The organism is Mycobacterium spongiae (assembly GCF_018278905.1).
GTDB lineage: Bacteria > Actinomycetota > Actinomycetes > Mycobacteriales > Mycobacteriaceae > Mycobacterium > Mycobacterium spongiae.
In genome coordinates, this window is sequence record NZ_CP046600.1 from 1,084,701 (window position 1) to 1,110,413 (window position 25,713).

33 protein-coding genes are annotated in these 25,713 nt (G+C 64.4%); 27 read left to right on the forward strand and 6 right to left on the reverse strand.

Features of this window, described 5'->3' with window-relative positions:
* Nucleotides 1–3 precede the first annotated feature (3 nt).
* From mftG to rplO, 26 genes are all read left to right on the forward strand, one after another.
* Nucleotides 4–1,443, forward strand: a complete 1,440-nt coding sequence (mftG, locus tag F6B93_RS04330; RefSeq protein WP_211697911.1) for a mycofactocin dehydrogenase MftG — start codon at nt 4–6, stop codon at nt 1,441–1,443.
* A 674-nt stretch (nt 1,444–2,117) separates the two neighbouring features.
* The gene (rpsJ, locus tag F6B93_RS04335) at nt 2,118–2,423 is read left to right on the forward strand and encodes a 30S ribosomal protein S10 (RefSeq protein WP_003403578.1); all 306 of its coding nucleotides are present in this window, start codon (nt 2,118–2,120) and stop codon (nt 2,421–2,423) included.
* Nucleotides 2,424–2,437: 14 nt separating this feature from the next.
* Nucleotides 2,438–3,091: a 50S ribosomal protein L3 gene (gene rplC, locus F6B93_RS04340; RefSeq protein WP_211697913.1), complete on the forward strand. Its 654-nt coding sequence runs from the start codon at nt 2,438–2,440 to the stop codon at nt 3,089–3,091.
* Complete coding sequence (rplD, locus tag F6B93_RS04345) at nt 3,091–3,783, forward strand: 50S ribosomal protein L4 (protein ID WP_211697915.1); 693 nt, start codon at nt 3,091–3,093, stop codon at nt 3,781–3,783. Before rplC ends, rplD begins: the two co-directional genes overlap by 1 nt.
* The gene (gene rplW, locus F6B93_RS04350) at nt 3,783–4,085 is read left to right on the forward strand and encodes a 50S ribosomal protein L23 (RefSeq protein ID WP_211697917.1); all 303 of its coding nucleotides are present in this window, start codon (nt 3,783–3,785) and stop codon (nt 4,083–4,085) included. Before rplD ends, rplW begins: the two co-directional genes overlap by 1 nt.
* 30 nt (nt 4,086–4,115) lie before the next feature.
* The gene (gene rplB / locus F6B93_RS04355; protein WP_211697919.1) at nt 4,116–4,958 is read left to right on the forward strand and encodes a 50S ribosomal protein L2; all 843 of its coding nucleotides are present in this window, start codon (nt 4,116–4,118) and stop codon (nt 4,956–4,958) included.
* 63 nt (nt 4,959–5,021) lie between these two features.
* The gene (rpsS, locus tag F6B93_RS04360; RefSeq protein ID WP_006245110.1) at nt 5,022–5,303 is read left to right on the forward strand and encodes a 30S ribosomal protein S19; all 282 of its coding nucleotides are present in this window, start codon (nt 5,022–5,024) and stop codon (nt 5,301–5,303) included.
* On the forward strand, nt 5,300–5,893 hold the full coding sequence (gene rplV, locus F6B93_RS04365; protein ID WP_211697924.1) for a 50S ribosomal protein L22: 594 nt from the start codon (nt 5,300–5,302) through the stop codon (nt 5,891–5,893). The genes rpsS and rplV overlap by 4 nt, the downstream gene beginning before the upstream one ends.
* Complete coding sequence (gene rpsC, locus F6B93_RS04370; RefSeq protein ID WP_211697926.1) at nt 5,893–6,732, forward strand: 30S ribosomal protein S3; 840 nt, start codon at nt 5,893–5,895, stop codon at nt 6,730–6,732. The genes rplV and rpsC overlap by 1 nt, the downstream gene beginning before the upstream one ends.
* Nucleotides 6,733–6,735: 3 nt before the next feature.
* Nucleotides 6,736–7,152, forward strand: a complete 417-nt coding sequence (gene rplP / locus F6B93_RS04375) for a 50S ribosomal protein L16 (protein WP_211697927.1) — start codon at nt 6,736–6,738, stop codon at nt 7,150–7,152.
* Nucleotides 7,152–7,403: a 50S ribosomal protein L29 gene (rpmC, locus tag F6B93_RS04380; RefSeq protein ID WP_211697929.1), complete on the forward strand. Its 252-nt coding sequence runs from the start codon at nt 7,152–7,154 to the stop codon at nt 7,401–7,403. The genes rplP and rpmC overlap by 1 nt, the downstream gene beginning before the upstream one ends.
* Nucleotides 7,400–7,789 (forward strand): 30S ribosomal protein S17, encoded by a 390-nt coding sequence (gene rpsQ / locus F6B93_RS04385; protein ID WP_211697943.1) that lies wholly within the window; start codon nt 7,400–7,402, stop codon nt 7,787–7,789. Before rpmC ends, rpsQ begins: the two co-directional genes overlap by 4 nt.
* 184 nt (nt 7,790–7,973) lie before the next feature.
* The gene (locus tag F6B93_RS04390) at nt 7,974–10,343 is read left to right on the forward strand and encodes an arylsulfatase (RefSeq protein WP_211697946.1); all 2,370 of its coding nucleotides are present in this window, start codon (nt 7,974–7,976) and stop codon (nt 10,341–10,343) included.
* Between the two features lie 31 nt (nt 10,344–10,374).
* On the forward strand, nt 10,375–11,226 hold the full coding sequence (locus F6B93_RS04395) for a formylglycine-generating enzyme family protein (protein WP_211699264.1): 852 nt from the start codon (nt 10,375–10,377) through the stop codon (nt 11,224–11,226).
* Between the two features lie 73 nt (nt 11,227–11,299).
* Entirely contained in the window at nt 11,300–12,829 is a 1,530-nt protein-coding gene (locus F6B93_RS04400) for an HNH endonuclease signature motif containing protein (RefSeq protein WP_211697947.1), read from the forward strand.
* Between the two features lie 147 nt (nt 12,830–12,976).
* Nucleotides 12,977–13,918: a DUF4436 domain-containing protein gene (locus F6B93_RS04405; RefSeq protein WP_211697948.1), complete on the forward strand. Its 942-nt coding sequence runs from the start codon at nt 12,977–12,979 to the stop codon at nt 13,916–13,918.
* Between the two features lie 243 nt (nt 13,919–14,161).
* Nucleotides 14,162–14,530, forward strand: a complete 369-nt coding sequence (gene rplN / locus F6B93_RS04410) for a 50S ribosomal protein L14 (protein WP_085233453.1) — start codon at nt 14,162–14,164, stop codon at nt 14,528–14,530.
* Nucleotides 14,530–14,847, forward strand: a complete 318-nt coding sequence (rplX, locus tag F6B93_RS04415; protein WP_211697951.1) for a 50S ribosomal protein L24 — start codon at nt 14,530–14,532, stop codon at nt 14,845–14,847. The genes rplN and rplX overlap by 1 nt, the downstream gene beginning before the upstream one ends.
* 4 nt (nt 14,848–14,851) lie before the next feature.
* Complete coding sequence (gene rplE, locus F6B93_RS04420) at nt 14,852–15,424, forward strand: 50S ribosomal protein L5 (RefSeq protein ID WP_211697954.1); 573 nt, start codon at nt 14,852–14,854, stop codon at nt 15,422–15,424.
* 4 nt (nt 15,425–15,428) lie between these two features.
* The gene (locus F6B93_RS04425) at nt 15,429–15,614 is read left to right on the forward strand and encodes a type Z 30S ribosomal protein S14 (RefSeq protein WP_211697956.1); all 186 of its coding nucleotides are present in this window, start codon (nt 15,429–15,431) and stop codon (nt 15,612–15,614) included.
* A gap of 28 nt (nt 15,615–15,642) precedes the next feature.
* Nucleotides 15,643–16,041: a 30S ribosomal protein S8 gene (rpsH, locus tag F6B93_RS04430; RefSeq protein ID WP_211697958.1), complete on the forward strand. Its 399-nt coding sequence runs from the start codon at nt 15,643–15,645 to the stop codon at nt 16,039–16,041.
* Between the two features lie 32 nt (nt 16,042–16,073).
* Nucleotides 16,074–16,613, forward strand: coding sequence for a 50S ribosomal protein L6 (gene rplF, locus F6B93_RS04435; protein ID WP_211697960.1), 540 nt, complete (start codon nt 16,074–16,076; stop codon nt 16,611–16,613).
* Between the two features lie 2 nt (nt 16,614–16,615).
* Entirely contained in the window at nt 16,616–17,023 is a 408-nt protein-coding gene (gene rplR / locus F6B93_RS04440; RefSeq protein WP_211697962.1) for a 50S ribosomal protein L18, read from the forward strand.
* Nucleotides 17,024–17,042: 19 nt separating this feature from the next.
* Nucleotides 17,043–17,717: a 30S ribosomal protein S5 gene (gene rpsE / locus F6B93_RS04445; RefSeq protein ID WP_211697964.1), complete on the forward strand. Its 675-nt coding sequence runs from the start codon at nt 17,043–17,045 to the stop codon at nt 17,715–17,717.
* Between the two features lie 2 nt (nt 17,718–17,719).
* Complete coding sequence (rpmD, locus tag F6B93_RS04450) at nt 17,720–17,920, forward strand: 50S ribosomal protein L30 (protein WP_211697966.1); 201 nt, start codon at nt 17,720–17,722, stop codon at nt 17,918–17,920.
* Nucleotides 17,917–18,357 carry a 50S ribosomal protein L15 gene (gene rplO / locus F6B93_RS04455; RefSeq protein WP_211697968.1) on the forward strand — a complete coding sequence of 147 codons (441 nt, stop codon included), beginning with the start codon at nt 17,917–17,919 and terminating at the stop codon, nt 18,355–18,357. Before rpmD ends, rplO begins: the two co-directional genes overlap by 4 nt.
* On the opposite strand, the gene F6B93_RS04460 is transcribed toward rplO, so the two are convergent.
* A complete protein-coding gene (locus F6B93_RS04460) occupies nt 18,354–19,292 on the reverse strand; it encodes an LLM class flavin-dependent oxidoreductase (RefSeq protein ID WP_211697970.1) in 939 nt (312 codons plus the stop codon). The two genes, rplO and F6B93_RS04460, sit on opposite strands and share 4 nt — an antisense overlap.
* 76 nt (nt 19,293–19,368) lie before the next feature.
* On the opposite strand from F6B93_RS04460, the gene sppA reads away from it, so the two are divergent.
* On the forward strand, nt 19,369–21,171 hold the full coding sequence (gene sppA, locus F6B93_RS04465) for a signal peptide peptidase SppA (protein WP_211697972.1): 1,803 nt from the start codon (nt 19,369–19,371) through the stop codon (nt 21,169–21,171).
* Between the two features lie 8 nt (nt 21,172–21,179).
* On the opposite strand, the gene F6B93_RS04470 is transcribed toward sppA, so the two are convergent.
* Genes F6B93_RS04470 through F6B93_RS04490 form a run of 5 tightly spaced genes read right to left on the reverse strand, consistent with a single transcriptional unit; the run spans nt 21,180 to nt 25,705 of the window.
* The gene (locus F6B93_RS04470) at nt 21,180–22,094 is read right to left on the reverse strand and encodes a class I SAM-dependent methyltransferase (RefSeq protein WP_211697975.1); all 915 of its coding nucleotides are present in this window, start codon (nt 22,092–22,094) and stop codon (nt 21,180–21,182) included.
* Nucleotides 22,095–22,113: 19 nt separating this feature from the next.
* On the reverse strand, nt 22,114–23,031 hold the full coding sequence (locus F6B93_RS04475; protein ID WP_211697977.1) for a class I SAM-dependent methyltransferase: 918 nt from the start codon (nt 23,029–23,031) through the stop codon (nt 22,114–22,116).
* Nucleotides 23,028–23,999 (reverse strand): class I SAM-dependent methyltransferase, encoded by a 972-nt coding sequence (locus F6B93_RS04480; RefSeq protein WP_211697979.1) that lies wholly within the window; start codon nt 23,997–23,999, stop codon nt 23,028–23,030. The genes F6B93_RS04475 and F6B93_RS04480 overlap by 4 nt, the downstream gene beginning before the upstream one ends.
* Nucleotides 24,000–24,059: 60 nt before the next feature.
* Nucleotides 24,060–24,716 (reverse strand): L-fuculose-phosphate aldolase, encoded by a 657-nt coding sequence (locus F6B93_RS04485; protein WP_211697981.1) that lies wholly within the window; start codon nt 24,714–24,716, stop codon nt 24,060–24,062.
* Nucleotides 24,713–25,705: an NAD(P)-dependent oxidoreductase gene (locus F6B93_RS04490; RefSeq protein WP_211697984.1), complete on the reverse strand. Its 993-nt coding sequence runs from the start codon at nt 25,703–25,705 to the stop codon at nt 24,713–24,715. Before F6B93_RS04490 ends, F6B93_RS04485 begins: the two co-directional genes overlap by 4 nt.
* Nucleotides 25,706–25,713: the final 8 nt, after the last annotated feature.

A 25,713-nucleotide genomic window follows, 5' to 3' on the forward strand; every position in this document is an offset into this window, starting at 1 on the left:
GCCTTGACTGCGGCGGTGGAGCACAGCGATGTGCTGATCGTGGGTGCCGGTAGTGCGGGATCGGTTGTTGCCGAACGTCTATCCGCCGATTCCACTTGTTTGGTGACCGTGCTCGAAGCGGGGCCCGGACTGTCAGATCCGGAGATACTCGCCCTGACCGCCAATGGGCTGCAACTGCCGATCGGGGCTAAAAGCCCGCTCGTTCACCGCTATCTAACTACGCTCACCGAGCGACCGGCTCGGCAACTGCCAATCGTGCGCGGAGCAACCGTCGGCGGTTCCGGTGCGGTCAACGGTGGCTACTTCTGTCGGGGGTTGCCGGCGGACTTCGACCGCAACGAGATACCCGGATGGGCATGGTCTGACGTCCTAGGCCACTTCCGGGCTATCGAGACAGATCTGGATTTCGACACCGCCTGCCACGGTGACCGCGGTCCGATCCCAGTTCGCCGGACACACGACTTGACCGGTGCCACCGAAACTTTCGTCGCCGCCACCCATCAGGCCGGGTTTGGATGGATTGCCGACCTCAACGATGTTGGGCCGGCACTGCGCTCCGGTGTGGGCGCAGTTCCGCTGAATATCGTCGACGGCGAACGGACCAGTTCTGGGGTCGGATATCTGATGCCCGCGCTGCGGCGACCGAATCTGACGCTGCTACCACGGACCCGCGCGGTGCGACTGAGTTTCGCTGGCGCAACTGTTAGGGGTGTCGAGGCGATCGGACCATTCGGCCCAAGAACCTTGACGGCAGATCGAATTGTGTTGTGCTCCGGAGCAATTCAGACAGCGCATCTGCTGATGCTCTCCGGTGTCGGTGACGAGACAGTGCTACGTGCCGCCGGCATCGATATCGTGGTTGCGCTACCAGTGGGAATGGGCTGCAGCGACCACCCGGAATGGGTTATGCCGACCAGCTGGGCGGTGGCCGTGAATCGGCCGATACTGGAGGTAGTGCTGACCACCGAGGACGGCATCGAAATCCGACCTTACACAGGTGGTTTCATCGCCATGACCGGCGACGGCACTGCCGGGCATCGTGACTGGCCGCACCTCGGAGTAGCTCTGATGCGGCCGCGGTCCCGTGGCCGCATCACGGTGGTGTCGCCGAATCCCGAGGTGCCGGCTCGCATTGAGCACCGGTACGATAGCGCGCCAGCCGACGTTGAGGATCTGCGTCGAGGTACTGAATTGGCTCGCGAATTATGTGGCTCAGCAACGCATATCGGCCCAGCCGTGTGGTCGACGTCGCAACACCTATGCGGTAGTGCACCGATGGGAGCCGAGGGTGACGCGCGGGCTGTCGTTGATCAAAGGTGTCGGGTTCGTGGGATCGAGAACCTCTGGGTGATCGATGGATCCATCCTGCCCACGATCACCAGTCGCGGTCCGCACGCGACTATCGTGATGCTGGCCCATCGCGCCTCGGAATTCGTTCGATGATGGTCGGGCGTCCGTGAGCGTAAGTGCCGGTCAGCTGACAATGCTGGGCGGGGGGGGCTTCGGCTAGCCAACTGACTGTGAGATCGGTTCGGAATTCGCCGCCCCGCAGACCGCAGAGGGATTGGTCTTTGATGTCGGCCTCGGTGGAGGCGATGCTCGCCCTAGTGTGTGCCGGGCTAATGACGGACGGCACCGCTACCTCTGTGTTGCGTGTGTCGCAACTCCGCGCCTGACGTGGGCAAACTGGATGAACGCTAGCGCCTGGTGCCCCTTCAGACGCGCGTGGCCAGTGTGACGTGAGTGGTGTCCGGGTGCGGGCCGCGGTAAGTCCGCCGCGATTCCATCAAGGATTTGGACCGGGCCATGATCTGAGGCATACTGTTCAGGTTGCCTTGCGCCCGGTTCACGCCTGGCCGGGCATACGACCGGCGCCCACACGGGCGCGTCCGGTCCCATCCTTGGAACGCGACCGATTTCGGCCTTGAGATTTGGCCGCGCCAGGGCTGCGTGCGGGCGACACGCCCGACCGCGGGGGCCGGTGGGACCTACGACAGGTAAACAGCGGCGCAGTATCCGGCGCGGCGTTAGCCCGGCCCAGTTAGACGGGGTCGGTCGCCGTGCTGGGGGCAACGGGCCCGGATACGGGCCTCGAATGGGAGTGAGGTAGGAGAAGCGTGGCGGGACAAAAGATCCGCATCAGGCTGAAGGCCTACGACCATGAGGCTATTGACGCGTCGGCGCGCAAGATCGTCGAGACCGTCGTCCGCACAGGTGCTAGCGTCGTCGGTCCGGTGCCGTTGCCGACCGAGAAGAATGTGTATTGCGTCATCCGCTCTCCGCATAAGTACAAGGACTCGCGGGAGCACTTCGAGATGCGTACTCATAAGCGATTGATCGACATCATCGATCCGACGCCGAAAACCGTTGACGCCCTCATGCGCATCGATCTTCCGGCCAGTGTAGACGTCAACATCCAGTAGGGAGGCTGAGAGCGATGGCGCGAAAGGGCATTCTCGGTACCAAGCTGGGCATGACGCAGGTTTTCGACGAAAACAACAGGGTCGTGCCAGTGACCGTCGTCAAGGCCGGGCCGAACGTGGTAACCCGAATCCGTACGCCGGAACAGGACGGCTATAGCGCCGTGCAGCTGGCCTACGGCGAGGTCAGTCCGCGCAAGGTCAACAAACCGCTGACCGGTCAGTACGCCGCCGCCGGCGTCAACCCGCGGCGGTTCCTGGCCGAGCTGCGGCTCGACGACGCGGACGCGGCTACCCAGTACGAGGTCGGTCAGGAGTTGACCGCGGAGATCTTTGCCGACGGCAACTATGTCGATGTCACCGGTACCTCCAAAGGCAAAGGCTTCGCGGGAACGATGAAGCGCCACGGATTCGGTGGGCAGGGCGCCAGCCATGGTGCCCAGGCGGTTCACCGGCGTCCGGGTTCCATCGGCGGCTGCGCCACCCCCGCGCGCGTGTTCAAGGGCACCAGGATGGCCGGCCGAATGGGCAACGACCGGGTGACCGTCCAGAATCTGTTGGTGCACAAGGTCGATACCGAAAACGGCGTGTTGCTGATCAAGGGCGCGGTCCCGGGCCGCACCGGTGGACTGGTCATGGTCCGCAGTGCGATCAAGCGAGGTGAGAACTGATGGCTGCCCCGAAGGGAAAAGACCCGAAGGCGCTGACAATCGACGTCAAGACGCCGGCCGGCAACGTTGAAGGATCCATTGACCTGCCAGCCGAGCTGTTCGACGTCGTGCCGAATATCGCGCTGATGCACCAGGTAGTCACCGCGCAGCGGGCAGCGGCCCGCCAGGGTACGCATTCGACCAAGACCCGAGGCGACGTTCGTGGCGGCGGCAGGAAGCCGTATCGGCAGAAGGGGACCGGGCGCGCGCGCCAGGGTTCCACGCGGGCTCCGCAGTTCGCCGGCGGAGGTGTCGTGCACGGGCCGAAGCCGCGCGACTACAGCCAGCGCACGCCAAAGAAGATGATCGCGGCGGCGTTGCGCGGTGCGTTGTCGGACCGAGCCCGCAACGGCCGCATCCACGCGATCACCGAGTTGGTCGCCGGCCAGACGCCGTCCACCAAGAGTGCCAGGGCATTTCTGAGTACGCTCACCGACCGCAAGCAGGTGCTGGTGGTCATAGGACGTAGCGACGAGACCGGTTCCAAGAGCGTGCGGAATTTGCCCGGCGTGCACGTCCTGGCGCCCGATCAGCTCAACACCTACGACGTGCTGCGCTCTGATGACGTCGTGTTCAGCGTCGAGGCGCTCAACGCCTACATAAACCTCAGTGGTGCCGCCAACAACACGACATCCAAGGAGGTTTCGGCCTGATGGCGACCCTCGTTGATCCCCGCGACATCATCCTGGCACCCGTGATCTCGGAGAAGTCCTATGGGCTGCTCGATGACAACGTGTACACGTTCCTGGTGCACCCCGATTCGAACAAGACGCAGATCAAGATCGCAGTGGAGAAGATCTTTGCTGTGAAGGTGGCATCGGTGAACACCGCGAATCGGCAAGGCAAGCGCAAGCGCACCCGGACCGGGTACGGCAAACGCAAGAGTACTAAGCGCGCCATCGTCACCCTGGCGCCGGGCAGTAAGCCGATCGACCTGTTCGGAGCACCGGCCTAGCCCGGCGACGACAGAAAGACCTGATTAGACATGGCAATTCGCAAGTACAAGCCGACGACTCCCGGTCGTCGCGGCGCCAGCGTGTCCGACTTCGCCGAGGTAACCCGGTCGACTCCCGAGAAGTCGTTGGTGCGGCCGTTGCACGGCCACGGTGGGCGAAACGCGCACGGCCGGATCACCACCCGCCACAAGGGCGGTGGCCACAAGCGCGCCTACCGGGTGATCGACTTTCGTCGCAACGACAAAGATGGCGTGAATGCCAAGGTCGCACATATCGAGTATGACCCGAACCGCACCGCGCTGATTGCGTTGCTGCACTACCTCGACGGTGAGAAGCGCTACATCATTGCGCCGAACGGGCTCTCGCAGGGCGACATAGTGGAATCGGGTGCCAACGCCGATATCAAGCCTGGCAACAATCTCCCGCTACGCAACATCCCTGCCGGTACCTTGATCCACGCCGTCGAGCTGCGACCCGGTGGTGGCGCGAAGCTCGCCCGCTCGGCGGGCTCGAGCATCCAGTTGCTCGGCAAGGAGGGCAGTTACGCATCGCTACGTATGCCGAGCGGGGAGATCCGCCGGGTCGACGTCCGCTGCCGCGCGACGGTCGGTGAGGTGGGCAACGCCGAGCAGGCAAACATCAACTGGGGCAAGGCCGGTCGCATGCGATGGAAGGGCAAGCGGCCGTCGGTTCGTGGTGTTGTCATGAACCCTGTCGATCACCCGCACGGTGGTGGTGAGGGCAAGAGCTCCGGTGGCCGCCACCCGGTCAGCCCGTGGGGCAAGCTCGAGGGGCGCACCCGCCACCCGAACAAGGCCAGCAACAAGCTCATCGTCCGACGCCGACGCACCGGCAAGAAGCACTCGCGTTAGGCCGGTGACGATGCAGAGCGCAGCGATGAGGAGGAGCCGGGCAATCGGATTTAGGAGTAGGACATGCCACGCAGCCTGAAGAAGGGCCCGTTCGTCGACGACCATCTTCTCAAGAAGGTCGACGTACAGAACGAAAAGAACACCAAGCAGGTGATCAAGACCTGGTCGCGGCGTTCGACCATCATTCCGGACTTCATTGGTCACACCTTTGCTGTTCACGACGGCCGCAAGCATGTCCCGGTGTTCGTCACCGAGTCGATGGTGGGTCACAAACTTGGTGAGTTTGCGCCAACGCGCACGTTCAAGGGCCACATCAAGGACGACCGGAAGGCCAAACGGCGATGAGCACTACTACCGAATATCCGTCAGCGGTCGCCAAGGCACGGTTTGTGCGGGTGTCGCCGAGGAAAGCACGTCGAGTCATCGACTTGGTGCGTGGCAGGTCGGTGTCCGACGCGCTCGACATTCTGCGCTGGGCGCCTCAGGCCGCCAGTGAGCCGGTGGCCAAGGTGATCGCAAGTGCGGCGGCCAACGCGCAGAACAACAGCGGGCTGGACCCGGCCACCCTGGTGGTGGCGACCGTCTACGCAAACGAAGGTCCGACCGCCAAGCGGATCCGCCCGCGCGCCCAGGGGCGGGCGTTTAGGATCCGCCGGCGAACCAGCCACATCACGGTCGTGGTGGAGAGCCGGCCGGCCAAGGATGAACGATCGGCGAAGTCGTCGAGGGCGCGCCGTGCCGAGGGCAGCAAGGCCGCTGCGAAAGCACCTGCGAAGAAGTCTGCGGCGAAGAAGGCCCCGGCTAACAAAGCACCCGCGAAGAAGACGACGACGGCGAAGGCGCCCGCCAAGAAGGCGGCTGCCAAATCTGCAGCCAAATCAGAGACCACGAGGAAGACTTCTGAGACTTCTGAAGCGAAGGGAGGCTCAGACTAGTGGGCCAGAAGATCAATCCGCACGGCTTCCGGCTGGGCATCACCACCGACTGGAAATCGCGGTGGTACGCCGACAAGCAATACGCCGATTACGTTAAAGAGGACGTCTCAATCCGTCGACTACTGTCGAGCGGGCTGGAGCGGGCGGGCATCGCCGATGTCGAGATCGAGCGCACCCGCGACCGCGTTAGGGTCGACATCCACACCGCGCGTCCTGGCATCGTCATTGGGCGTCGTGGTACTGAGGCAGACCGGATCCGCGCCGATCTGGAGAAGCTGACCGGCAAGCAGGTCCAGCTCAACATCCTCGAAGTCAAAAACCCAGAGTCGCAAGCGCAATTGGTGGCCCAGGGGGTCGCCGAGCAGTTGAGCAACCGGGTGGCGTTCCGCCGTGCGATGCGGAAGGCTATCCAGTCGGCGATGCGTCAGCCCAATGTCAAGGGCATCCGGGTGCAGTGCTCGGGCCGCCTCGGCGGCGCGGAGATGAGCCGCTCGGAGTTCTACCGCGAGGGCCGTGTCCCGTTGCACACCTTGCGCGCGGACATTGACTACGGACTCTATGAGGCCAAGACCACCTTCGGGCGGATCGGTGTGAAGGTGTGGATTTATAAGGGCGACATCGTCGGTGGCAAACGTGAACTGGCCGCCGCCGCACCGGCCGGCTCGGATCGTCCGCGCCGCGAGCGGTCGTCGGGCGCGCGGCCACGGCGAAGCGGTGCGTCGGGGACCACGGCGACCGGCACCGACGCCGGGCGGGCCACAGGTGGTGAGGAGACTGCCCCGACGGCGGCGGCAGACAGCGCGGCCCCGGCCCCTGAAGAACAGAGCACGGAGAGCTGAATCATGTTGATTCCCCGCAAGGTTAAGCACCGCAAGCAGCACCATCCCAGGCAGCGTGGTATCGCCAGCGGCGGTACGACCGTCAACTTTGGCGACTATGGCATCCAGGCCTTGGAGCACGCTTATGTCACCAACCGGCAGATCGAGTCCGCGCGTATCGCCATCAACCGGCATATCAAACGTGGCGGCAAGGTGTGGATCAACATTTTTCCCGACCGCCCGCTGACCAAGAAGCCCGCTGAGACTCGGATGGGTTCGGGTAAGGGCTCGCCGGAGTGGTGGGTCGTCAACGTCAAACCGGGCCGAGTGCTGTTCGAACTCAGTTACCCGAATGAAGGGGTTGCTCGGGCCGCGCTGACTCGAGCGATCCACAAGTTGCCGGTTAAGGCACGCATCGTGACCCGAGAGGAGCAGTTCTGATGGCAGTGGGAATTTCCCCTGGTGAACTGCGCGAGCTCACCGACGACGAGCTGACCGAGCGGTTGCGCGAGTCCAAGGAAGAGCTGTTCAATCTGCGCTTCCAGATGGCGACCGGCCAGCTCAGTAACAATCGCCGACTCCGCACGGTGCGGCAGGAAATCGCGCGCGTCTATACCGTGCTGCGCGAGCGAGAGTTGGGCCTGGCTGCTGGTCCCGATGGTCCCGATGGTCCCGATGGTAAGGAATCGTGATGGCAGAGGCTAAGACCCCGGCGAAGACAACGTCCTCGCGGTCCACAGCGAAGAAGGCAGCGCCCAAGGCGGCTGCACCGAAGGACGTTGCGCCGAAAGAGAAGGGGCCTAAGCACACTCCGCGCACGCCGCGCCCGCGGGGTCGCCGCAAGACGCGCATCGGCTACGTTGTCAGCGACAAAATGCAGAAGACCGTCGTGGTCGAGTTGGAAGACCGCGTGCGGCATCCGCTGTACGGCAAGATCATCCGGACGACCAAGAAGGTCAAGGCACACGACGAGAACAGCGTCGCTGGCATCGGCGACCGCGTCTCGCTGATGGAGACTCGTCCGATGTCGGCGACCAAGCGCTGGCGGCTCGTCGAGATCTTAGAGAAGGCAAAGTAAGGCCAAATACAAGTAATGGTCAGGCCATTAACAGGTCATTGGCCGCATACCGACTGGAGCAGAACCGCCCGAAATTGACTAAGTTTCGGGCGGTTCTGCTATTGGCTGGCTACCCTGGCAGGCGAGCGTAGTCTGCGCGAGATGTTCAATACGTGAGTTCACTATGGGAATGAGGGTTGGCCAAATGGGGAGTGGGTCGGCGGGGTCGAGTGACTTCAACGGCAAGATCGAGCTAGATATTCGCGATTCGGAGCCGGACTGGGGTCCGTACGCAGCGCCTACCGCGCCGGAGGGCTCGCCGAACATCCTGTACGTGGTTTGGGACGATGTCGGCATCGCCACCTGGGATTGTTTCGGCGGCTTGGTCGACATGCCCGCCATGACGAGGATCGCCGAGCGTGGGGTGCGGCTGTCGCAATTTCACACCACTGCGCTGTGCTCGCCGACCCGGGCTTCGTTGCTGACCGGCCGGAACGCGACCAGCGTTGGGATGGCCACCATCGAGGAAATCACCGATGGGTTTCCCAACTGCCATGGTCGCATCCCCGCTGACAGCGCGCTGATTTCTGAGGTGCTTGCCGAGCGCGGCTACAACACCTACAGCGTCGGAAAGTGGCATCTGACACCGCTGGAGGAGGCCAACATGGCCTCGACCAAGCGGAACTGGCCCACCTCGCGAGGCTTCGAGCGCTTCTACGGCTTCATCGGTGGCGAGACCGACCAGTGGTATCCCGACCTGGTCTACGACAACCACCCGGTCAACCCGCCCAGCACGCCCGAAGACGGCTACCACCTGTCGAAGGACATCGCCGACAAGACGATCCAGTTCATTCGCGATGCCAAGGTGGTTGCGCCCGAGAAGCCTTGGTTCAGCTACGTATGCCCCGGGGCCGGTCACGCGCCGCACCACGTCTTCAAAGAATGGGCCGACAAGTACGCCGGCAAGTTCGACATGGGGTACGAGCGCTACCGCGAGATCGTGCTGGAGCAGCAGAAGGCTATGGGGATCGTGCCGCCGGACACCGAACTGTCGCCGATCAACCCCTATCTCGACGTGAAGGGCCCGTCGGGCGAACCGTGGCCACCGCAGGACACGGTGCGACCCTGGGAATCGCTCAACGACGAAGAGAAGACGCTATTCAGCCGGATGGCGGAGGTGTTCGCCGGCTTCCTCAGCTACACCGACGCGCAGATCGGCCGGATCTTGGACTACCTCGACGAATCCGGCCAACTGGACAACACGATCATCGTGGTGATCTCGGACAACGGCGCTAGCGGGGAGGGCGGGCCCAACGGCTCGGTCAACGAGGCCAAGTTCTTCAACGGCTATATCGACACCGTCGAAGAGAGCATGAAGTTGTTCGATCACCTCGGAGGCCCGCAGACTTACAACCACTACCCCATCGGTTGGGCGATGGCTTTCAACACGCCTTACAAGCTGTTCAAGCGCTATGCCTCCCATGAAGGCGGCATCGCCGACACAGCAATCATCTCGTGGCCCAACGGTATTGCGGCCCACGGCGAGGTCCGTGACAACTACGTCAACGTCTGTGACATCACTCCGACCGTCTACGACCTGTTGGACATGGCACCGCCGGAGACCGTCAAAGGTATTCCGCAAAAGCCGCTGGAAGGCGTGAGTTTTAAAGCAGCTCTTGCTGATCCGGGCGCCGATGTCGGCAAGCAAACCCAGTTTTACAGCATGCTGGGCACCCGTGGAATCTGGCATCAAGGCTGGTTCGCCAACACCTTGCATGCCGCGACACCAGCAGGCTGGTCGCACTTCGAAGCCGACCGCTGGGAGTTGTTCCACATCGCTGAAGACCGCAGTCAGTGCCACGACCTGGCCGCCGAGCGTCCGGACAAGCTCGAGGAACTCAAGTCCGTGTGGTACTCCGAGGCCGCCAAGTACAACGGGCTGCCGCTGTCGGACCTCAACCTCATGGAAGCGTTGATGCGGTCGCGACCCTCCCTCGTCGGCGATAGGTCCAGCTACGTCTACTATCCCGGGTGTGCCGACGTGGGCATGGGTGCCGCCGTGGAGATTCGTGGCCGCTCGTTCGCGGTGCTGGCCGACGTGAGTGTCGATACCACCGGTGCCGAAGGCGTGTTGTTCAAGCACGGTGGCGCCCATGGTGGCCATGTGCTCTTCATCCAGGACGGACGCCTGCACTACGTCTACAACTTCCTCGGTGAGCGCCAACAGCTGGTCTCTTCGAGCGACGCGGTGCCGCTGGGCAGACACACATTCGGTGCGAGCTATTCGCGGACGGGCACCGTGGCCAACAGCCATACGCCGCTGGGTGATCTCACATTGTTCATCGACGACACCGTGGTCGGCACACTGGAGGATGTGGTTGCGCACCCGGCGACTTTCGGGCTGGCGGGTACCGGCATCACCATCGGTCGCAACGGTGGTTCGGCGGTGTCGAGCCGCTACAAGGCGCCGTTCGCGTTCACCGGCGGCACTATTGCCCAGGTCACTGTCGACGTGTCCGGCCGGCCGTACATCGACGTGGAATCCGAGCTTGCACTTGCCTTTTCACGCGACTGAGCTGGTTGAGCTGCCCGGCGGAGAGTTCCGCATGGGCTCGACGAACTTCTACCCCGAAGAAGCGCCGAGCCATAATGTCACCGTGCCTGCCTTTGCAGTAGAGCGGCATCCGGTGACTAATGCGCAGTTCGCTGAGTTCGTTTCTGCGACAGGCTATGTGACAGTCGCAGAACAACCCCTTGACCCCGCGCTTTACCCGGGGGTGGCCTCCGAGGATCTATGCCCCGGTGCGATGGTGTTTCGCCCAACCAAGGGGCCGGTCGACTTGCGTGACTGGCGGCAGTGGTGGGATTGGGCACCCGGTGCGAGCTGGCGACGGCCCTTTGGCCCGGGCAGCGACAGCCTCGACCAAGCCGATCACCCGGTGGTTCAGGTGGCCTATCCCGACGCGTTGGCGTACGCGCAATGGGTTGGGCGGCGCCTGCCTACGGAGGCGGAGTGGGAGTACGCGGCGCGCGGCGGTACCACCACCACCTACACGTGGGGGGACGAGGAGAAGCCCGGAGGTCGGCTGATGGCTAACACCTGGCAGGGCAGGTTCCCGTATCGCAACGATGGTGCACTGGGCTGGGTGGGCACGTCGCCGGTAGGGACGTTTCCGGCCAACGAGTTCGGCTTGTTTGACATGACCGGAAACGTCTGGGAGTGGACAACCACCAAGTTCTCCGCACACCACCGGATCGATCAGCCCCCAAAGCCGTGTTGTGGGCCGTCCGAGTCCCCGCATTCCGCCGACCCGACGATCAGCCAGACCCTCAAAGGGGGCTCACACCTGTGCGCGCCGGAGTACTGCCACCGCTACCGGCCGGCGGCACGCTCGCCCCAATCGCAGGACACGGCGACCACCCACATCGGGTTCCGCTGCTTCGCCGACGTCGAGTAGGGCATCAACTAGCGCGGGGCGCCGGGCCGCTGTAGCGGCATCAGTGTCGGGGGCGTGTGGCAGTATCGAATGTATGTTCGAAGATGTGCCGTCCGGGTGTGACGAGGTGCAGTCTCGGTGTGATGAGTTGGTGGAGCGGTGCTATCCCTCGTCGACCGTGCGGTCGGGGGTGTTGGTGGATGCGATCTGCGCGGCGGCGCGCGCGGAGAATCGGGGCGCGGCCGCGCAGCTGGTGGCGATCGGTGAGTTGTTCGCCTATCGGCTGACACGCTGTTCGGACACCGAAGACTGGGCGATCGACACCATGGCGGCGGTGAGCGCGGAGGTGGCCGCAGCCCTGCGGATCAGTCAGGGGCTGGCCAGCAGCCGGCTGCGGTATGCCCGGGCGATGCGCGAGCGGCTGCCGCGGGTGGGCGCGGTCTTTGCCGCTGGTGATATCGACTATCGGGTGTTTCAGACGATCGTGTATCGCACCGATCTGATCACCGACCGTGAGGTGCTCGACGGGGTGGATGCCGAGTTGGCGGTCACGGTGAGCCGCTGGCCGTCGATGACCCAGGGTCGGCTGGCCAGCCGGATCGACACGATCGTGGGCCGCGCCGACGCGGATGCGGTGCGCCGGCGCACCCAGCGCCACACTGACCGCGAGATCTGGATCGGCGATGGCGACGACGGCATGTCGGAGATTCATGGCAGCTTGTTGCGTCCCGATGCGCGTGCTCTCGACCAGCGGTTGACCGCGCTGGCGGCCACGGTCTGTGAGCATGATCCGCGCAGCCGCGAGCAGCGTCGTGCCGATGGTTTGGGGGTGTTGGCCGCTGGGGCCGATCGGCTGGGGTGTCGCTGTGGGCGGGCCGACTGCGGGGCCGGGAAACGCCCGGCCGCAACACCGGTGGTGATTCATGTGATCGCCGAGCAGGCCACGCTCACCGGCACGGGTACGGCACCGGCATCCGAGGTCGGCGTCGACGGGCTGATCACCGCCGACGTCGTGGCTGAACTGGCCAGATCAACGACGCTGGTGGCCTTGGTGGCGCCGGGCGATGCCCCGCCCGAGCCGGGGTATGTGCCCTCGACGGCATTGGCCGATTTTGTGCGGTGTCGGGATATGACCTGCCGCTGGCCTGGCTGCGACCATCCCGCAGCCGATTGTGATCTCGACCACACGATCCCGTATGCCGACGGCGGGCCCACCCACGCCGCCAACCTGAAGTGTTATTGCCGCACCCATCACCTCGTCAAGACTTTTTGGGGTTGGCGTGATCAGCAGTTGTCCGACGGGACCGTGATCGTGACGTCACCGGCGGGACGGACCTATGTCACCACCCCCGCCAGCGCATTATTGTTTCCCAGCCTGTGCCGGGCCACCGGTGCGCTACCAGCACCCGAGGCCGACCCACCGCCCGACGACCCTGCCGGCCGCACCGCGCGGATGCCCCGCCGCCGCCGCACCCGCGCCGACGACCGCGCCCACCACATCGCGACCGAGCGCCGCCACAATCGCAACACCCGCACCCGCAACACCCGCACCGCCCAACTCGTCGAATCCGCCACCTCCACCGACCCGACTCCAACCAACAACAACGACCCCCCACCGTTCTGACGTACGTGGAGTGATCATGTGTCCGCGCCGGGGCTGCCGGCGTCATCCTGGGCGACCCGGCCCACAGCCGCCAGTTGATACCATCTGACTCCGTGTCGCAGTGCGGAGGCTGGACTTCGGCAGTGGGTAATCCGGTGGTGACCATCGATGGCTGATAGCAATCCGCCACCGGACCATTCGGCGCCGGCGCCGGACCCGGTGGCGAGTGTCGCCCAGGAACCCAAGCGCATGTCGCGGCGACAGCATCGCGTGCTTGATGTTTGCATCATCGTGGGCGTCTTCGTTGTCTACGTTTTGTCGCTGCTTGGCTATCACTGGCTGGCCAGCACACCGGGTCCGCTCCCGAAGCCGGATGTGGGCACCACCGACGACACCGTGGTCTTAGTGCGCTTCGAGGAGTTGCACACGATCGCCAATCGCCTGGACGTCAAAGTACTGGTCATGCCCGACGATTCGATGATCGACCCACGCCTCGACGTCCTCACTGTCGACACCTCGGTGCGCTTTTACCCGGATAACGAACTCGGTGATCTGCAGTACCCGGTAGGAAAATCGCCCGCGCAGGTAGCGACCACAATCGAGGCGCATGGCGACCCACGTAACTGGCCATTTGACACCTACACCACCGACACCATTCAGGCCGACGTCCTCGTCGGAGCGGGCGAGAACCGCCGATACAAACCTGCGCGGGTCGAAGTTACGGGTTCGCTGGAAGGCTGGGACATCAGCGTCGAAAGGGTCGGGGACAGCAGTCAATCCTCTGATCGTCCCGACAACGTCATCGTCACCCTGAAGAGGGCAAGGGGTCCCCTGGTGTTCGACCTGGGCATCTGTCTGGTCCTGATCACGCTGCCGACGTTGGCTCTGTTTGTGGCCATTCAGATGCTCACCGGTCGGAGACGATTCCAACCTCCGTTCGGCACGTGGTACGCCGCGATGCTGTTCGCTGTCGTGCCCCTGCGCAACATCCTCCCGGGTTCCCCACCTGCGGGTGCGTGGGTCGACCAAGCTGTGGTGATTTGGGTGCTTATAGCGCTGGTCGCGGCCATGGTGGTGTATGTCGTGGCGTGGTACCGCGAATCGGACTAGCGAGCGTCGGCCTCTGTGTTGGGGTGCTCCGAGGGATTTGGCTCTGAGCTGGTCGTCCCCTAGACTCTAGGGGTTGCCTTGGGCAGACCTCGGCCAGTGCGCGTCAGCGTTTCGGGCCCCGCGTGCCCGTCGGCAACAAGAGCGCGCACGTCAGGTTTGGCGGACTTTGCTGTGTAAAGGCCCGCTGAGAGCTCCGCGAGCTGTTCTCCTGCCGTGCACACGTCGACCAGGTCAGGAGATCGAGTGATTCAGCAGGAATCGCGGCTGAAGGTCGCCGACAACACCGGCGCCAAGGAGATCTTGTGCATCCGTGTGCTCGGCGGTTCTTCGCGACGCTACGCCGGCATCGGTGACGTCATCGTGGCTACCGTCAAGGACGCCATTCCCGGTGGCAACGTCAAAAGGGGGGACGTCGTCAAGGCCGTTGTCGTGCGCACCGTCAAAGAGCGCAGGCGTTCCGACGGCAGCTACATCAAGTTCGACGAAAACGCTGCGGTGATCATCAAACCCGACAACGACCCGCGCGGAACCCGCATCTTCGGGCCCGTCGGCCGCGAGCTGCGGGAGAAGCGCTTCATGAAGATCATTTCGCTGGCCCCGGAGGTGTTGTGATGAAAGTCCACAAAGGCGACACCGTTCTGGTTGTCTCGGGGAAAGATAAAGGGGCCAAAGGCAAAGTCTTGCAGGCCTATCCCGGTCGGAACCGGGTGTTGGTCGAGGGGGTCAACCGGATCAAGAAGCACACCGCGGTTTCGACCAATCAACGCGGGGCAAAGTCGGGTGGGATCGTTACCCAGGAAGCGCCGATCCACGTCTCCAACGTGATGGTCGTCGACTCCGACGGCAAGCCCACCCGAATCGGTTACCGCGTTGACGAGGAGACCGGCAAGCGGGTCCGCGTCTCGAAGCGCAACGGCAAGGACATCTGAAGGCATGACTACTACTGAGAGCGCCGCAAAGGTTCTGCCGCGGCTCAAGGAGCGCTACCGCAGCGAGATCCGGGATGCGCTGCACAAGCAGTTTGGCTACGGCAACGTGATGCAGATCCCGACTGTGACGAAGGTCGTGGTCAACATGGGGGTCGGCGAGGCCGCACGGGACGCCAAATTGATCAACGGGGCGGTCAACGACCTAGCGCTGATCACCGGGCAGAAACCCGAGATTCGCCGGGCCCGGAAGTCGATCGCGCAGTTCAAGCTTCGCGAGGGCATGCCGGTCGGGGCGCGCGTGACTCTGCGTGGGGACCGGATGTGGGAGTTCCTGGACCGGCTCACATCGATTGCCTTGCCGCGTATCCGTGACTTTCGCGGGTTGTCACCCAAACAGTTCGACGGTACTGGCAACTACACCTTCGGGCTGGCCGAGCAGGCGGTGTTCCACGAGATCGACGTGGACAAGATCGACCGGGTCCGCGGTATGGACATCAACGTCGTCACCTCGGCGACGAACGACGACGAAGGCCGAGCGCTGTTGCGGGCTCTCGGCTTTCCGTTCAAGGAGAACTGAGTAGATGGCGAAGAAGGCACTGATCAACAAGGCCGCACGCAAGCCCAGGTTCGCAGTGCGCGCCTACACCCGCTGCAGCAAGTGCGGCCGCCCCCGTGCGGTTTACCGCAAGTTCGGGCTGTGCAGGATCTGTCTGCGCGAGATGGCGCATGCGGGTGAGCTACCCGGCGTGCAGAAAAGCAGCTGGTGACGGCCACCGGACCTAGGAGTAGCGCTCAATGACTATGACGGACCCGATCGCAGACTTCTTGACCCGTCTGCGCAACGCCAACTCGGCGTACCACGACGAGGTGAGTTTGCCGCATTCCAAGCTCAAGGCCAACATCGCCCAGATCCTCAAGAGCGAGGGATACATCAGTGACTTCCATACCGAGGATGCTCGGGTTGGCAAATCGCTGGTCGTCCAGCTCAAGTACGGGCCTAGCCGGGAACGCAGCATCGCCGGTTTGCGGCGGGTGTCGAAACCGGGACTGCGGGTGTATGCCAAATCGACCAATCTGCCGCGGGTGCTCGGCGGCCTCGGTGTGGCGATCATTTCGACGTCCTCGGGTCTGCTCACCGACCGACAGGCAGCCAGACAGGGCGTGGGCGGCGAAGTCCTCGCGTACGTCTGGTGAGAGCCTGCTAAGAGCGTGGTGAGGAGATAGCTATGTCGCGTATTGGTAAGCAACCGATTCCGGTCCCGGCCGGAGTCGATGTGACGATCGAAGGCCAAGCCGTTTCGGTGAAGGGCCCCAAGGGCACTCTGGATATGACCGTCGCCGAGCCGATCACAGTGGCGCGCAACGACGACGGTGCGATCGTGGTCACCCGCCCCGACGACGAGCGACGCAGCCGCGCGCTGCACGGCCTGTCGCGCACCCTGGTGTCCAACCTCGTCACCGGGGTGACGCAGGGCTACACGACCAAGATGGAGATCTTCGGCGTTGGCTACCGTGTTCAGCTCAAAGGCTCCAATTTGGAGTTTGCATTGGGCTATAGCCACCCGGTGGTGATTGAAGCCCCTGAGGGCATCACCTTTGCGGTCCAAGCACCGACAAAATTCACCGTCTCCGGGATCGACAAGCAGAAGGTCGGCCAGATCTCGGCGAACATCCGCCGGTTGCGCCGCCCCGACCCTTACAAGGGCAAGGGCGTCCGCTACGAGGGCGAGCAGATCCGCCGCAAGGTCGGAAAGACAGGTAAGTAGTCATGGCGCAATCAAAGGTTGGCACTGCTTCGCGAAAGTCGACGGCGCAGAACGTATCCGAAACTCGAAGACGGTCCCGGCTGCGCAGGCACGCGCGGCTGCGCAAAAAGATCTCCGGCACCGCCCAGCGTCCTCGGCTGGTCGTCCACAGGTCAGCGCGGCATCTTCACGTGCAACTCGTGAACGACCTGAATGGCACCACGCTGGCCGCTGCTTCAACGATCGAGGCCGATGTGCGCGGCCTGGACGGTGACAAGAAGGCCCACAGCGTGCGGGTTGGGCAGTTGATCGCTGAGCGGGCCAAGGCTGCGGGCATCGAGACAGTGGTGTTCGACCGCGGCGGGTACAGCTACGGAGGACGGATCGCGGCGCTGGCCGATGCCGCGCGCGAGAACGGATTGAGGTTCTGATGAACGGGAGGACCGCATAATGGCGGAGCAACCGGCTGGAGGCGCTACCGACGGCCGCGGCGACAGCCGTGACGGGCGAGGTGATCGGGACGGCCGGGGTCGCCGCGATGGCGGTGGCCGCGGCGGTCGTGATCGCGACGGCGACAAGAGCAACTATCTAGAGCGGGTCGTCGCCATCAACCGGGTCTCCAAGGTGGTCAAGGGTGGTCGGCGATTCAGCTTCACCGCATTGGTCATCGTGGGGGACGGCAACGGGATGGTTGGCGTGGGCTACGGCAAGGCCAAGGAAGTTCCGGCCGCGATCGCCAAGGGTGTCGAGGAAGCCCGCAAAGGCTTCTTCCGGGTGCCGCTGATCGGCGGGACCATTACGCACCCCGTGCAAGGGGAAAGGGCCGCCGGCGTCGTGCTGTTGCGGCCGGCTAGCCCCGGTACCGGTGTGATCGCCGGTGGTGCGGCCCGTGCGGTCCTGGAATGCGCCGGGGTGCGCGACATCCTGGCTAAGTCGCTGGGTAGCGACAACGCGATCAACGTGGTGCACGCCACCGTCGCCGCCCTCAAGCTGCTCCAGCGTCCTGAAGAGGTGGCTGCGCGTCGCGGCCTGCCCATCGAAGACGTTGCGCCGGCAGGGATGCTGAAGGCGCGTCGGGAAAGTGAAGCGCTGGCCGCCAATCCACGGCGAGAGGGAACGGGATAGTCATGGCGGATCTGAGGATCACCCAGGTACGCAGCACCATCGGAGCACGCTGGAAGCAGCGTGAGAGCCTGCGAACGCTGGGCCTGCGAAAGATTCGCCATTCGGTGATTCGCGAGGACAACGCCGCGACTCGCGGTTTGATCGCGGTGGTGTCTCACCTTGTCGAGGTGGAGTCTGCCGAGACCGGAGGTAAGGCCAAATGACCATCAAGCTGCACAACCTTCAACCGGCGCGCGGCTCCAAGACGCCGCGCACCCGCGTCGGGCGCGGCGACGGCTCCAAAGGCAAGACGGCCGGCCGTGGTACCAAGGGCACCAAGGCTCGCAAGCAGGTTCCGGTGGCCTTTGAAGGTGGGCAGATGCCCATCCATATGCGGTTGCCCAAACTCAAAGGCTTTCGCAACCGGTTCCGTACCGAGTACGAGGTCGTCAACGTCGGCGATATCAATCGGTTGTTCCCGCAGGGCGGTGCCATCGGCGTCGACGACCTCGTAGCCAAAGGTGCGGTTCGCAAGAACTCTCTGGTCAAGGTCCTCGGCGACGGCAAACTCGCCGTCAAGGTGGACCTGACCGCCCACAAGTTCAGCGGCAGCGCACGCGAGAAGATCACCGCGGCGGGCGGTTCGGCCACCGAGCTCTAGACGTCTGCTCGCGTGAGCTGCGGAATCACCTCTGCGGCAAGGCGTTCCATTTGCTCCCGGTTCTGCGCGACGTCGGCACCGACCGGATTGAGTAGCAGCATTTGGGCACCCGCCTCGATCACCTCGTGCAGCCCGCGAGTGACGGTCTCAGGCGTGCCCGACACAGCAACGGTGTCGAGGCCGGGCTTCGTGCCATAGATGCGACCCAGCCCGGCCAGCACGCGATCGCGAGCCCGGTCGGCGTCGTCGTCGATCATCAGGTAGACCCGCTTGCCGATGGTAAAGCGCCCTGGGTCCTTGTTTTGTTCGGCCAGTTCGCGGCCCAGGATGGTGACGGCCTCGGCGAAGGCCTCCGTCGGCGACGACCCCGCGCCCAGGAACGCATCGCCGAGGCGCACCGCCCTGGCCAGGGCCTTGGGTGCCCGGCCCCCGAACCAGATCGGCGGGTGCGGCCGTTGTACCGGCTTGGGCGAAATGGGGAGGTTGTCGACGTCGCGAAACTGGCCGTGGAACGTCACGGTGGCCTCGTCGGCCCAGGCCGCCTTCATCAATGCCAGGCCCTCGGTGAAATACCGCACATGGGTGGTCGGCTCCACACCGAAGGCGGCGAACTTGCGGGTACCGCCGCCGGTCGCCACGCCCAGGTCGAGCCGACCGTGGCTGAGCCGGTCGACGGCGGTGGCCGCCGACGCCAATTGCAGCGGATCATGCAGCGATGTGACCAGGACGGCCACCCCCAGTCTCAGGCGTTGGGTGCAGGCCGCCGAATACGCCAGCAACTCCAGTGGCGCCAACAGCGGTGACTCGCCGATGACCTGTTCGAGCACCCAGCCGCCCTCGAACCCGAGTTCCTCGGCGCGCACCAGATAGGAGCGGAGCTCGGCGGTGTCGAAGCCGTTGGAATCGAGTTGGGGTATGGCAATCGAGAACCTCACATCATCACGGTACGGCGATTGGCCGCCGCAGTGACGGCTTCCGGTCGCGCGAGTCGGGTTTCTGTACGCTGCAGACATGTTCGCCTTTCTCACATCCCTACCCGGTGTCGACGACGTGCGTGCCTTGGTCAATCGGGTCGATACCGCCCGCCACCACGGCGTCCCGAACGGCTGCGTGCTCGAGCTGAACCTGCGTTCGGTGCCGCCAGAGACGACAGGGTTCGATCCGGTTGCGTTTCTGACCGGGGCAGGCCGTTCGATGGCGCTGCGCGACACTATTGCGGCAATCCACCGTGCTGCCGAGGACCCTCGGGTCGCGGGGCTGATCGCCCGGGTGCAGCTCCCGCCGGCAGCGGCGGGCGCGGTCCAGGAGCTACGCGAGGCCATAGCGGCTTTCAGTGCGGTCAAGCCCTCGCTGGCATGGGCCGAAGTCTATCCGGGCACGCTCTCGTACTACCTGGCTTCGGCATTCACTGAGGTCTGGATGCAACCGTCGGGAAGTGTCGGGCTCATCGGCTTCGCCAGTAACGCCACGTTCCTGCGCGACGCGCTGGACAAGGCGGGCATCGAAGCACAGTTCGTCGCTCGAGGTGAATACAAGTCGGCGGCCAATTTGTTCACCGAGGACGGCTTCACCGAGGCCCACCGCGAAGCGGTCACTCGGATGCTCGAAAGCGTGCAGGAGCAGGTGTGGCAGGGTGTCGCCGAATCGCGCAAGATCGATGTCGGCGCGCTTGACGAGTTGGCCGATCGGGCTCCGCTCTTGCGCGACGATGCGGTGTCCTCTGGCCTGGTCGACCGGATTGGGTTCCGCGACGAAGCCTATGCCCGCATAGCGGAACTAGTTGACACCGAGGATAGTTCGCCGACATCCGATGATGCCGAGGTGGACTCGGATGAAAAGGGTCCGCCGCGGCTGTATCTGGCGCGATACGCGGCGGCTCGGCCGCGTCTGGCACCACCGGTGCCGTCGATTCCCGGTCGCCAGCCCAAGCCGACTATTGCCGTGGTCACAGTGGAAGGGCCGATCATCAACGGACGTGGCGGGCCCCAGTTACTGCCCCTCGGTCCGTCGAATGCCGGCGGTGACACCATCGCGGCGGCGCTGCGGGAGGTAGCTGCCGACGCGTCGGTGTCCGCGATCGTATTGCGAGTGGACAGTCCTGGCGGCTCCGTCACCGCGTCCGAGACCATTTGGCGTGAGGTAAAAAGAGCGCGGGAACGTGGCAAGCCGGTTGTTGCGTCGATGGGTGCGATCGCCGCGTCCGGTGGCTACTACGTCTCGATGGGCGCCGACGCGATCGTGGCCAATCCGGCGACCATCACCGGTTCTATCGGCGTGATCACCGGAAAGTTGGTGGTTCGTGATCTGAAGGACCGTTTGGGTGTGGGGTCAGACACGGTACGGACCAACGCCAACGCCGATGCCTGGTCGATTGACAAGCCCTTTACTCCGCAGCAGCAGGCCCATCAAGAGGCGGAGGCGGACTTGTTCTACTCCGACTTCGTGGAACGGGTTGCCGCGGGCCGCAACTTGAGTACCGACGCGGTGGATGTCGTGGCGCGAGGCCGGGTCTGGACTGGGGCTGACGCCCTAGAGCACGGCTTGCTCGATGAGCTGGGCGGCTTGCGGACCGCGGTGCGCCGCGCGAAGGTGCTCGCCGGGCTGGACGAGGACATCGAGGTGCGCATCGTCACCTACCCGGGCTCGTCGTTGCTGGACATGGTGCGACCACGCATGTCATCGCAACCGGCGGCCGCTTCGATGCCGGAAGCGGTAGGTGCGCTACTTGCGCGCTCGGTTGCCGGGATCATCGACCAAGTGCAGCAGACGTTCAGCGGCGCCAGCGCGTTGTGGCTGGGGGAGTCGCGCCTATAGTGTGCTGCTCAACTCGTTAGGCCGCCGCTGATAAAGATGATTTCGCCCAGCGGGTCGTCGTCTTCCGGGGTGGGAAGTGTCAAGCCGGTGCGCTCGAACAATTCAGCGCGTGACACGCCGTCGACGTCCCACCCCTTGTCGCGCAGGTAACTGACGACATGGTTGCGTTCGCCTGAGTACACCAGCGATGCCATATCGATGTCCACGCCGTGGTCCCGAAAGGAGCTGGACAACTCGCGTGCCCGGTCGGTATCGAAATCCACAATGCCGGGCACAAATTCGGTGGCGATCGTGCTGCCCGGACAGCTCAGGGCGGTGATGTTGTCGAACAACCGGTCCTGCGCATCTGGCGGTAAATAGATCAGGAGGCCTTCGGCCAGCCATGCCGTCGGTGCGGTGGGATCCAGGCCGGCCGTTTGCAGCGCTGATGGCCAGTCGCCGCGCAGATCGATTCCGAGGGTGCGCCGGACTGCCGTGGGTTGGGCACCAATACCAGCCAACGTGGTTGTCTTGAAGCCGATCACCTGCGGCTGGTCGAGTTCGAAGACCACTGTGCCGGCCGGCCACGGCAACCGATACGCGCGGGAGTCCAACCCGGAGGCAAGGATCACCGCTTGCCGTACCCCGGCGTCGGTCGCGTTGATGAAGTAGTCATCGAAGTACTTGGTGCGCACCGCCATTCCGTCGATCATGGCCTGCAGTCGTGCGGGCGAGACGTTCTCGATCTGCTCCAGATCGAGCTCGCCGTCCATCATCTTGGTGAAGAAATCCACGCCGACCGCGCGCACCAGCGACTCGGCGAACGGATCGTCGATCAATCCGCGCGGATCCTTCGTCGCCAATGCGCGCCCCGCCGCGACCATGGTCGCGGTAGCGCCGACGCTGGACGCCAAATCCCAGTCGTCGTCGCTTGTGCGTGGCATGGCTTACCTGTTCGAGGATCTACCCGAGAGTGCTGGTGACGTAGCGCAACTCGCCGAAGACAGCCAGAACTTCATCGTCGGGCACATCAAATCCATTGTGCGCGTAAAGTTCCTGGAACGTCCGGGCGATCACGTTCCATCCGTGGGTTTCGAGGTAGTCGATCACCGTGCTGCGCTCACCGTGGTAGATCAGCTCGGGCATGTTGAGATCGAGGCCGACGCGGCTGAAGCGCTCAGCGAGTTGCTGGGCACGCTCGCCGGAGAAACCCGCCGGGTCGGCGAAGTCATCGGTCGCCAGTCGGCTACCCGCTGCGCTCAGCGCGGCAACGTTGTCGAACAACCGATCTTGGGCATCGGGCGGCAGATAAACGAGCAGGCCTTCGGCAATCCACGCGGTTGGTTGGGTGACGTCGAAACCATGCTGACGCAGGGCGGCGGGCCAATCGTCTCGCAGGTCGATGCCGATCGGCCGTCGGTCGGCGGTTGGCGCCGCGCCCAACCCGGCCAGCGTGCGTGTCTTGAAATCGATGACCTGGGGCTGGTCGATCTCGTAGACGACCATGCCAGCCGGCCAATTCAGCCGATAGGCCCTGGTGTCAAGGCCGGACGCCAGGATCACCGCCTGGCGGATGCCGGCGTCGGCGGACGCGGTGAAGAAGTCGTCGAAAAATCTGGTGCGCGCCGCCATCTGCTCGCTTAGCGACCGGCGACTCACCAATGGGTCGTCCTCGATGGTGGTCTCTCCGTCCATCATGCGAACGAATGGGGCTAGGCCCACAGCCCGAACTAATGGATCGGCCAGGTGGTCGTCGAGCAATGCGCTGGGCTGCCTGGACGCCATTGCTCGCTGAGCCGCGACCATGGTTGCGGTCGCGCCCACACTCGAAGCCGGGTCCCAGCTGTCGCCCTCGGATCGGACGGACTCGGTCTGGGTCATTCGGCCGCCTGCGGCCTTGGAGTGCGGTACAACGTGCCACTGACGTAGAGCATTTCAGCCGCCGGCAGGTCATCGTCTTCCAGCGGGGGAAGGCCGTTGGCGGCGTAAAGCTCCTTCATAGTGCTGCTCGTGACCAGCCAACCATGCTCGGAAAGGTAGGTCGAGGCCTCGTTGCGGTCGCCGAAGTACACCAGCGCGCTCATGTCGATATCAAAACCGTAGGTGCGCCAACGCTCGGAGATCGTCTTCATGCGCGCCTTGAGCCGATCCTCGTGTTCGGGATCGACGTTGTCCATGCCCTCGCTGGCGAATCGGCTGCCGGTCGCGCTGAGCTCGGTGACGTTGTCCAGCAAGCGGTCCTGGGCGTCTGGCGGCAGATAACCGAGCAGGCCCTCGGCGCTCCACGCGGTGGGTAGAGACGGGTCGAATCCGGCCGAGGTGAGTGCGGTCGGCCAGTCGTCACGAAGATCGACGGCGACCACCCGCCGGTTGGCGGTGGGAGCCGCATTCAGCTCGGCCAGGGTGCGCGTCTTGAAATCGGTGACCTGCGGCTGGTCGATTTCGTACACCGTGGTTCCCGAGGGCCAAGGCAGCCGATATGCCCGGGAATCCAGTCCCGACGCCAGAATCACGACCTGGGTGATACCGGCTCTTGTCGCATCCAGGAAGAACTCGTCGAAAAACTTCGTACGGACGGCCATGCCATCGACCATTCGCGTCATGGCCCCCAGCGAGCTTCCCGGATCGTCGTCGAGGTCGGTCGGGCTCGTTTCCCCGCTGGCCAGTCGGGAAAGCAGATCCACCCCGACGGCCTTGACGAGCGGCTCGGCAAACGGATCGTTGATCAGGGGGTTGGTCGCGCGGCTCGCTATCGCTCGTGCGGTCGCAACCATGGTCGCGGTCACGCCGACGCTGGACGCCAGGTCCCAGGTATCTCCGTCGTGCCGGCTAGAGCGGGTGGATGTCATGGTGTGCTCCATTTCGGAAGCGGGGTCAATACGCAATTAATTAGATAGCTTAACAAGATTCTACCCTGGGTTCGCGCGCAAATAGCTGTAAACGCTGGCGAAGTTCCGGTTCACCTCTTCGGGAATGGGTACAGGTCCACCGAGAGCGCGTGCACCCCAGACGATTTGAGCGGTGCGCTCGACCAGCGCGGTGACGTGCAGGACCTTGTCGGGGCGCGGTCCCACGGCCACCAGCCCGTGGTTGGCGATCAGCGCGGCGGCGCGGCCTTCGAGGGCCTTGACCGCGTTGGCGCCGACATCCGGTGTGCCTGACGCGGCGTACTCGGTGCACCGCACGTCGCCGCCGCAGTAGATCGCGAACTCGTCGACGCACGCCGGAATCGGCTCATGCGCGATAGCGAACATGGTCGCCCACACGGGATGGCTGTGGATCACGCTGCCGATGTCGTCGTATGCCCGATAGCAGGCCAGGTGCAGCTTCATCTCCGTGGAGGGGGACCGGCCTTCTTTGGCCCGCACCACGGCGCCGCCGGTGTCGACGAGCACCAGATCGTCGAGCACCATTTCCGCGTAGTCGACCGACGACGGCGTGATGACGAGGTTGCCGTCGGAGCGCCGGGCGGAGATGTTGCCGGCGGTCCCCTCGACCAGACCACGGCGCAACATATCCTTCGCCGCCGCCAACACCGCGGATTCCGGGTTGTCTACGAATCTCACGAACCCAGCACCTCCGGGTTGACGATATGGACGGGCGGCTTGCCGGACAGCAGCGCCTCCAGGTCGTCGGCAACCATGTGGGCCTGCCGGACCTCAGTGTTCCACGTTGCCCCACCGATATGCGGGGTGAGCACGACGTTGGACAGGCTGACCAACGGATGGTCGGTAGGCAGCCATTCGCCGGCAAAGTGGTCGAGGCCAGCGGCGGCCACCTTGCCGCAGCGAATCGCATCGACGAGCGCGTCACTGTCGTGGAGCTGGGCTCGCGCGGTGTTGAGGAAGACGACGCCGTCGCGCATTGCTGCGAATTGCTCGGCGCCGATCATTCCCACGGTGTCATCGGTGACGGTTGCGTGTAGCGAGACGACGTCAGCCTCGTGCAGCAGCTCGTCGAGGCTGTCGCGGGCCTCGCCCTGGTACGGCTCCTGGTACGGGTCGTGGGAGATGACTTCCAAGCCCAGCCCACGCAGCCGCCAGCGTACGGCGCGACCGACCGCGCCCAGGCCTACTAGCCCGGCGGTGAGCCCGGCAATCTCCGCGCCGCGGAACCGCTGATAGGGGATGGTGTCATCGCGAAATACGCTGCCGCTGCGAACATCCGCGTCTGCGGCTACCAGATGTCGGGTAGCGGCCAAGAGCAGGGCCACCGTCATCTCGGCTACCGCGTCGGCGTTGCGGGCCGGGGTGTTCAGCACCGGGATACCGGCCGCGGTCGCGCCGGGGACATCGACATTCGTGGGGTCGCCGCGAGTGGATGCGACCACCCGCAAGCCCAGCTCGAACACCGGGCCGCTGATCGAATCGACCTCCGCCACAACGACATCGGCGGACTCTGCGGCGATCCTTTCGGCCAGCTGCTCGGCGCTGTAGATCCGTAGGGGGGTCTGCTCGATCCACGGGTCGTACACCACGTCGGCAAGGAGCCGGAGCTTGGCGAACCCCGGTCCACGTAGGGGTGCAGTCACCAGGGCGCGCGGTCGAGACGTCACGAATCCCC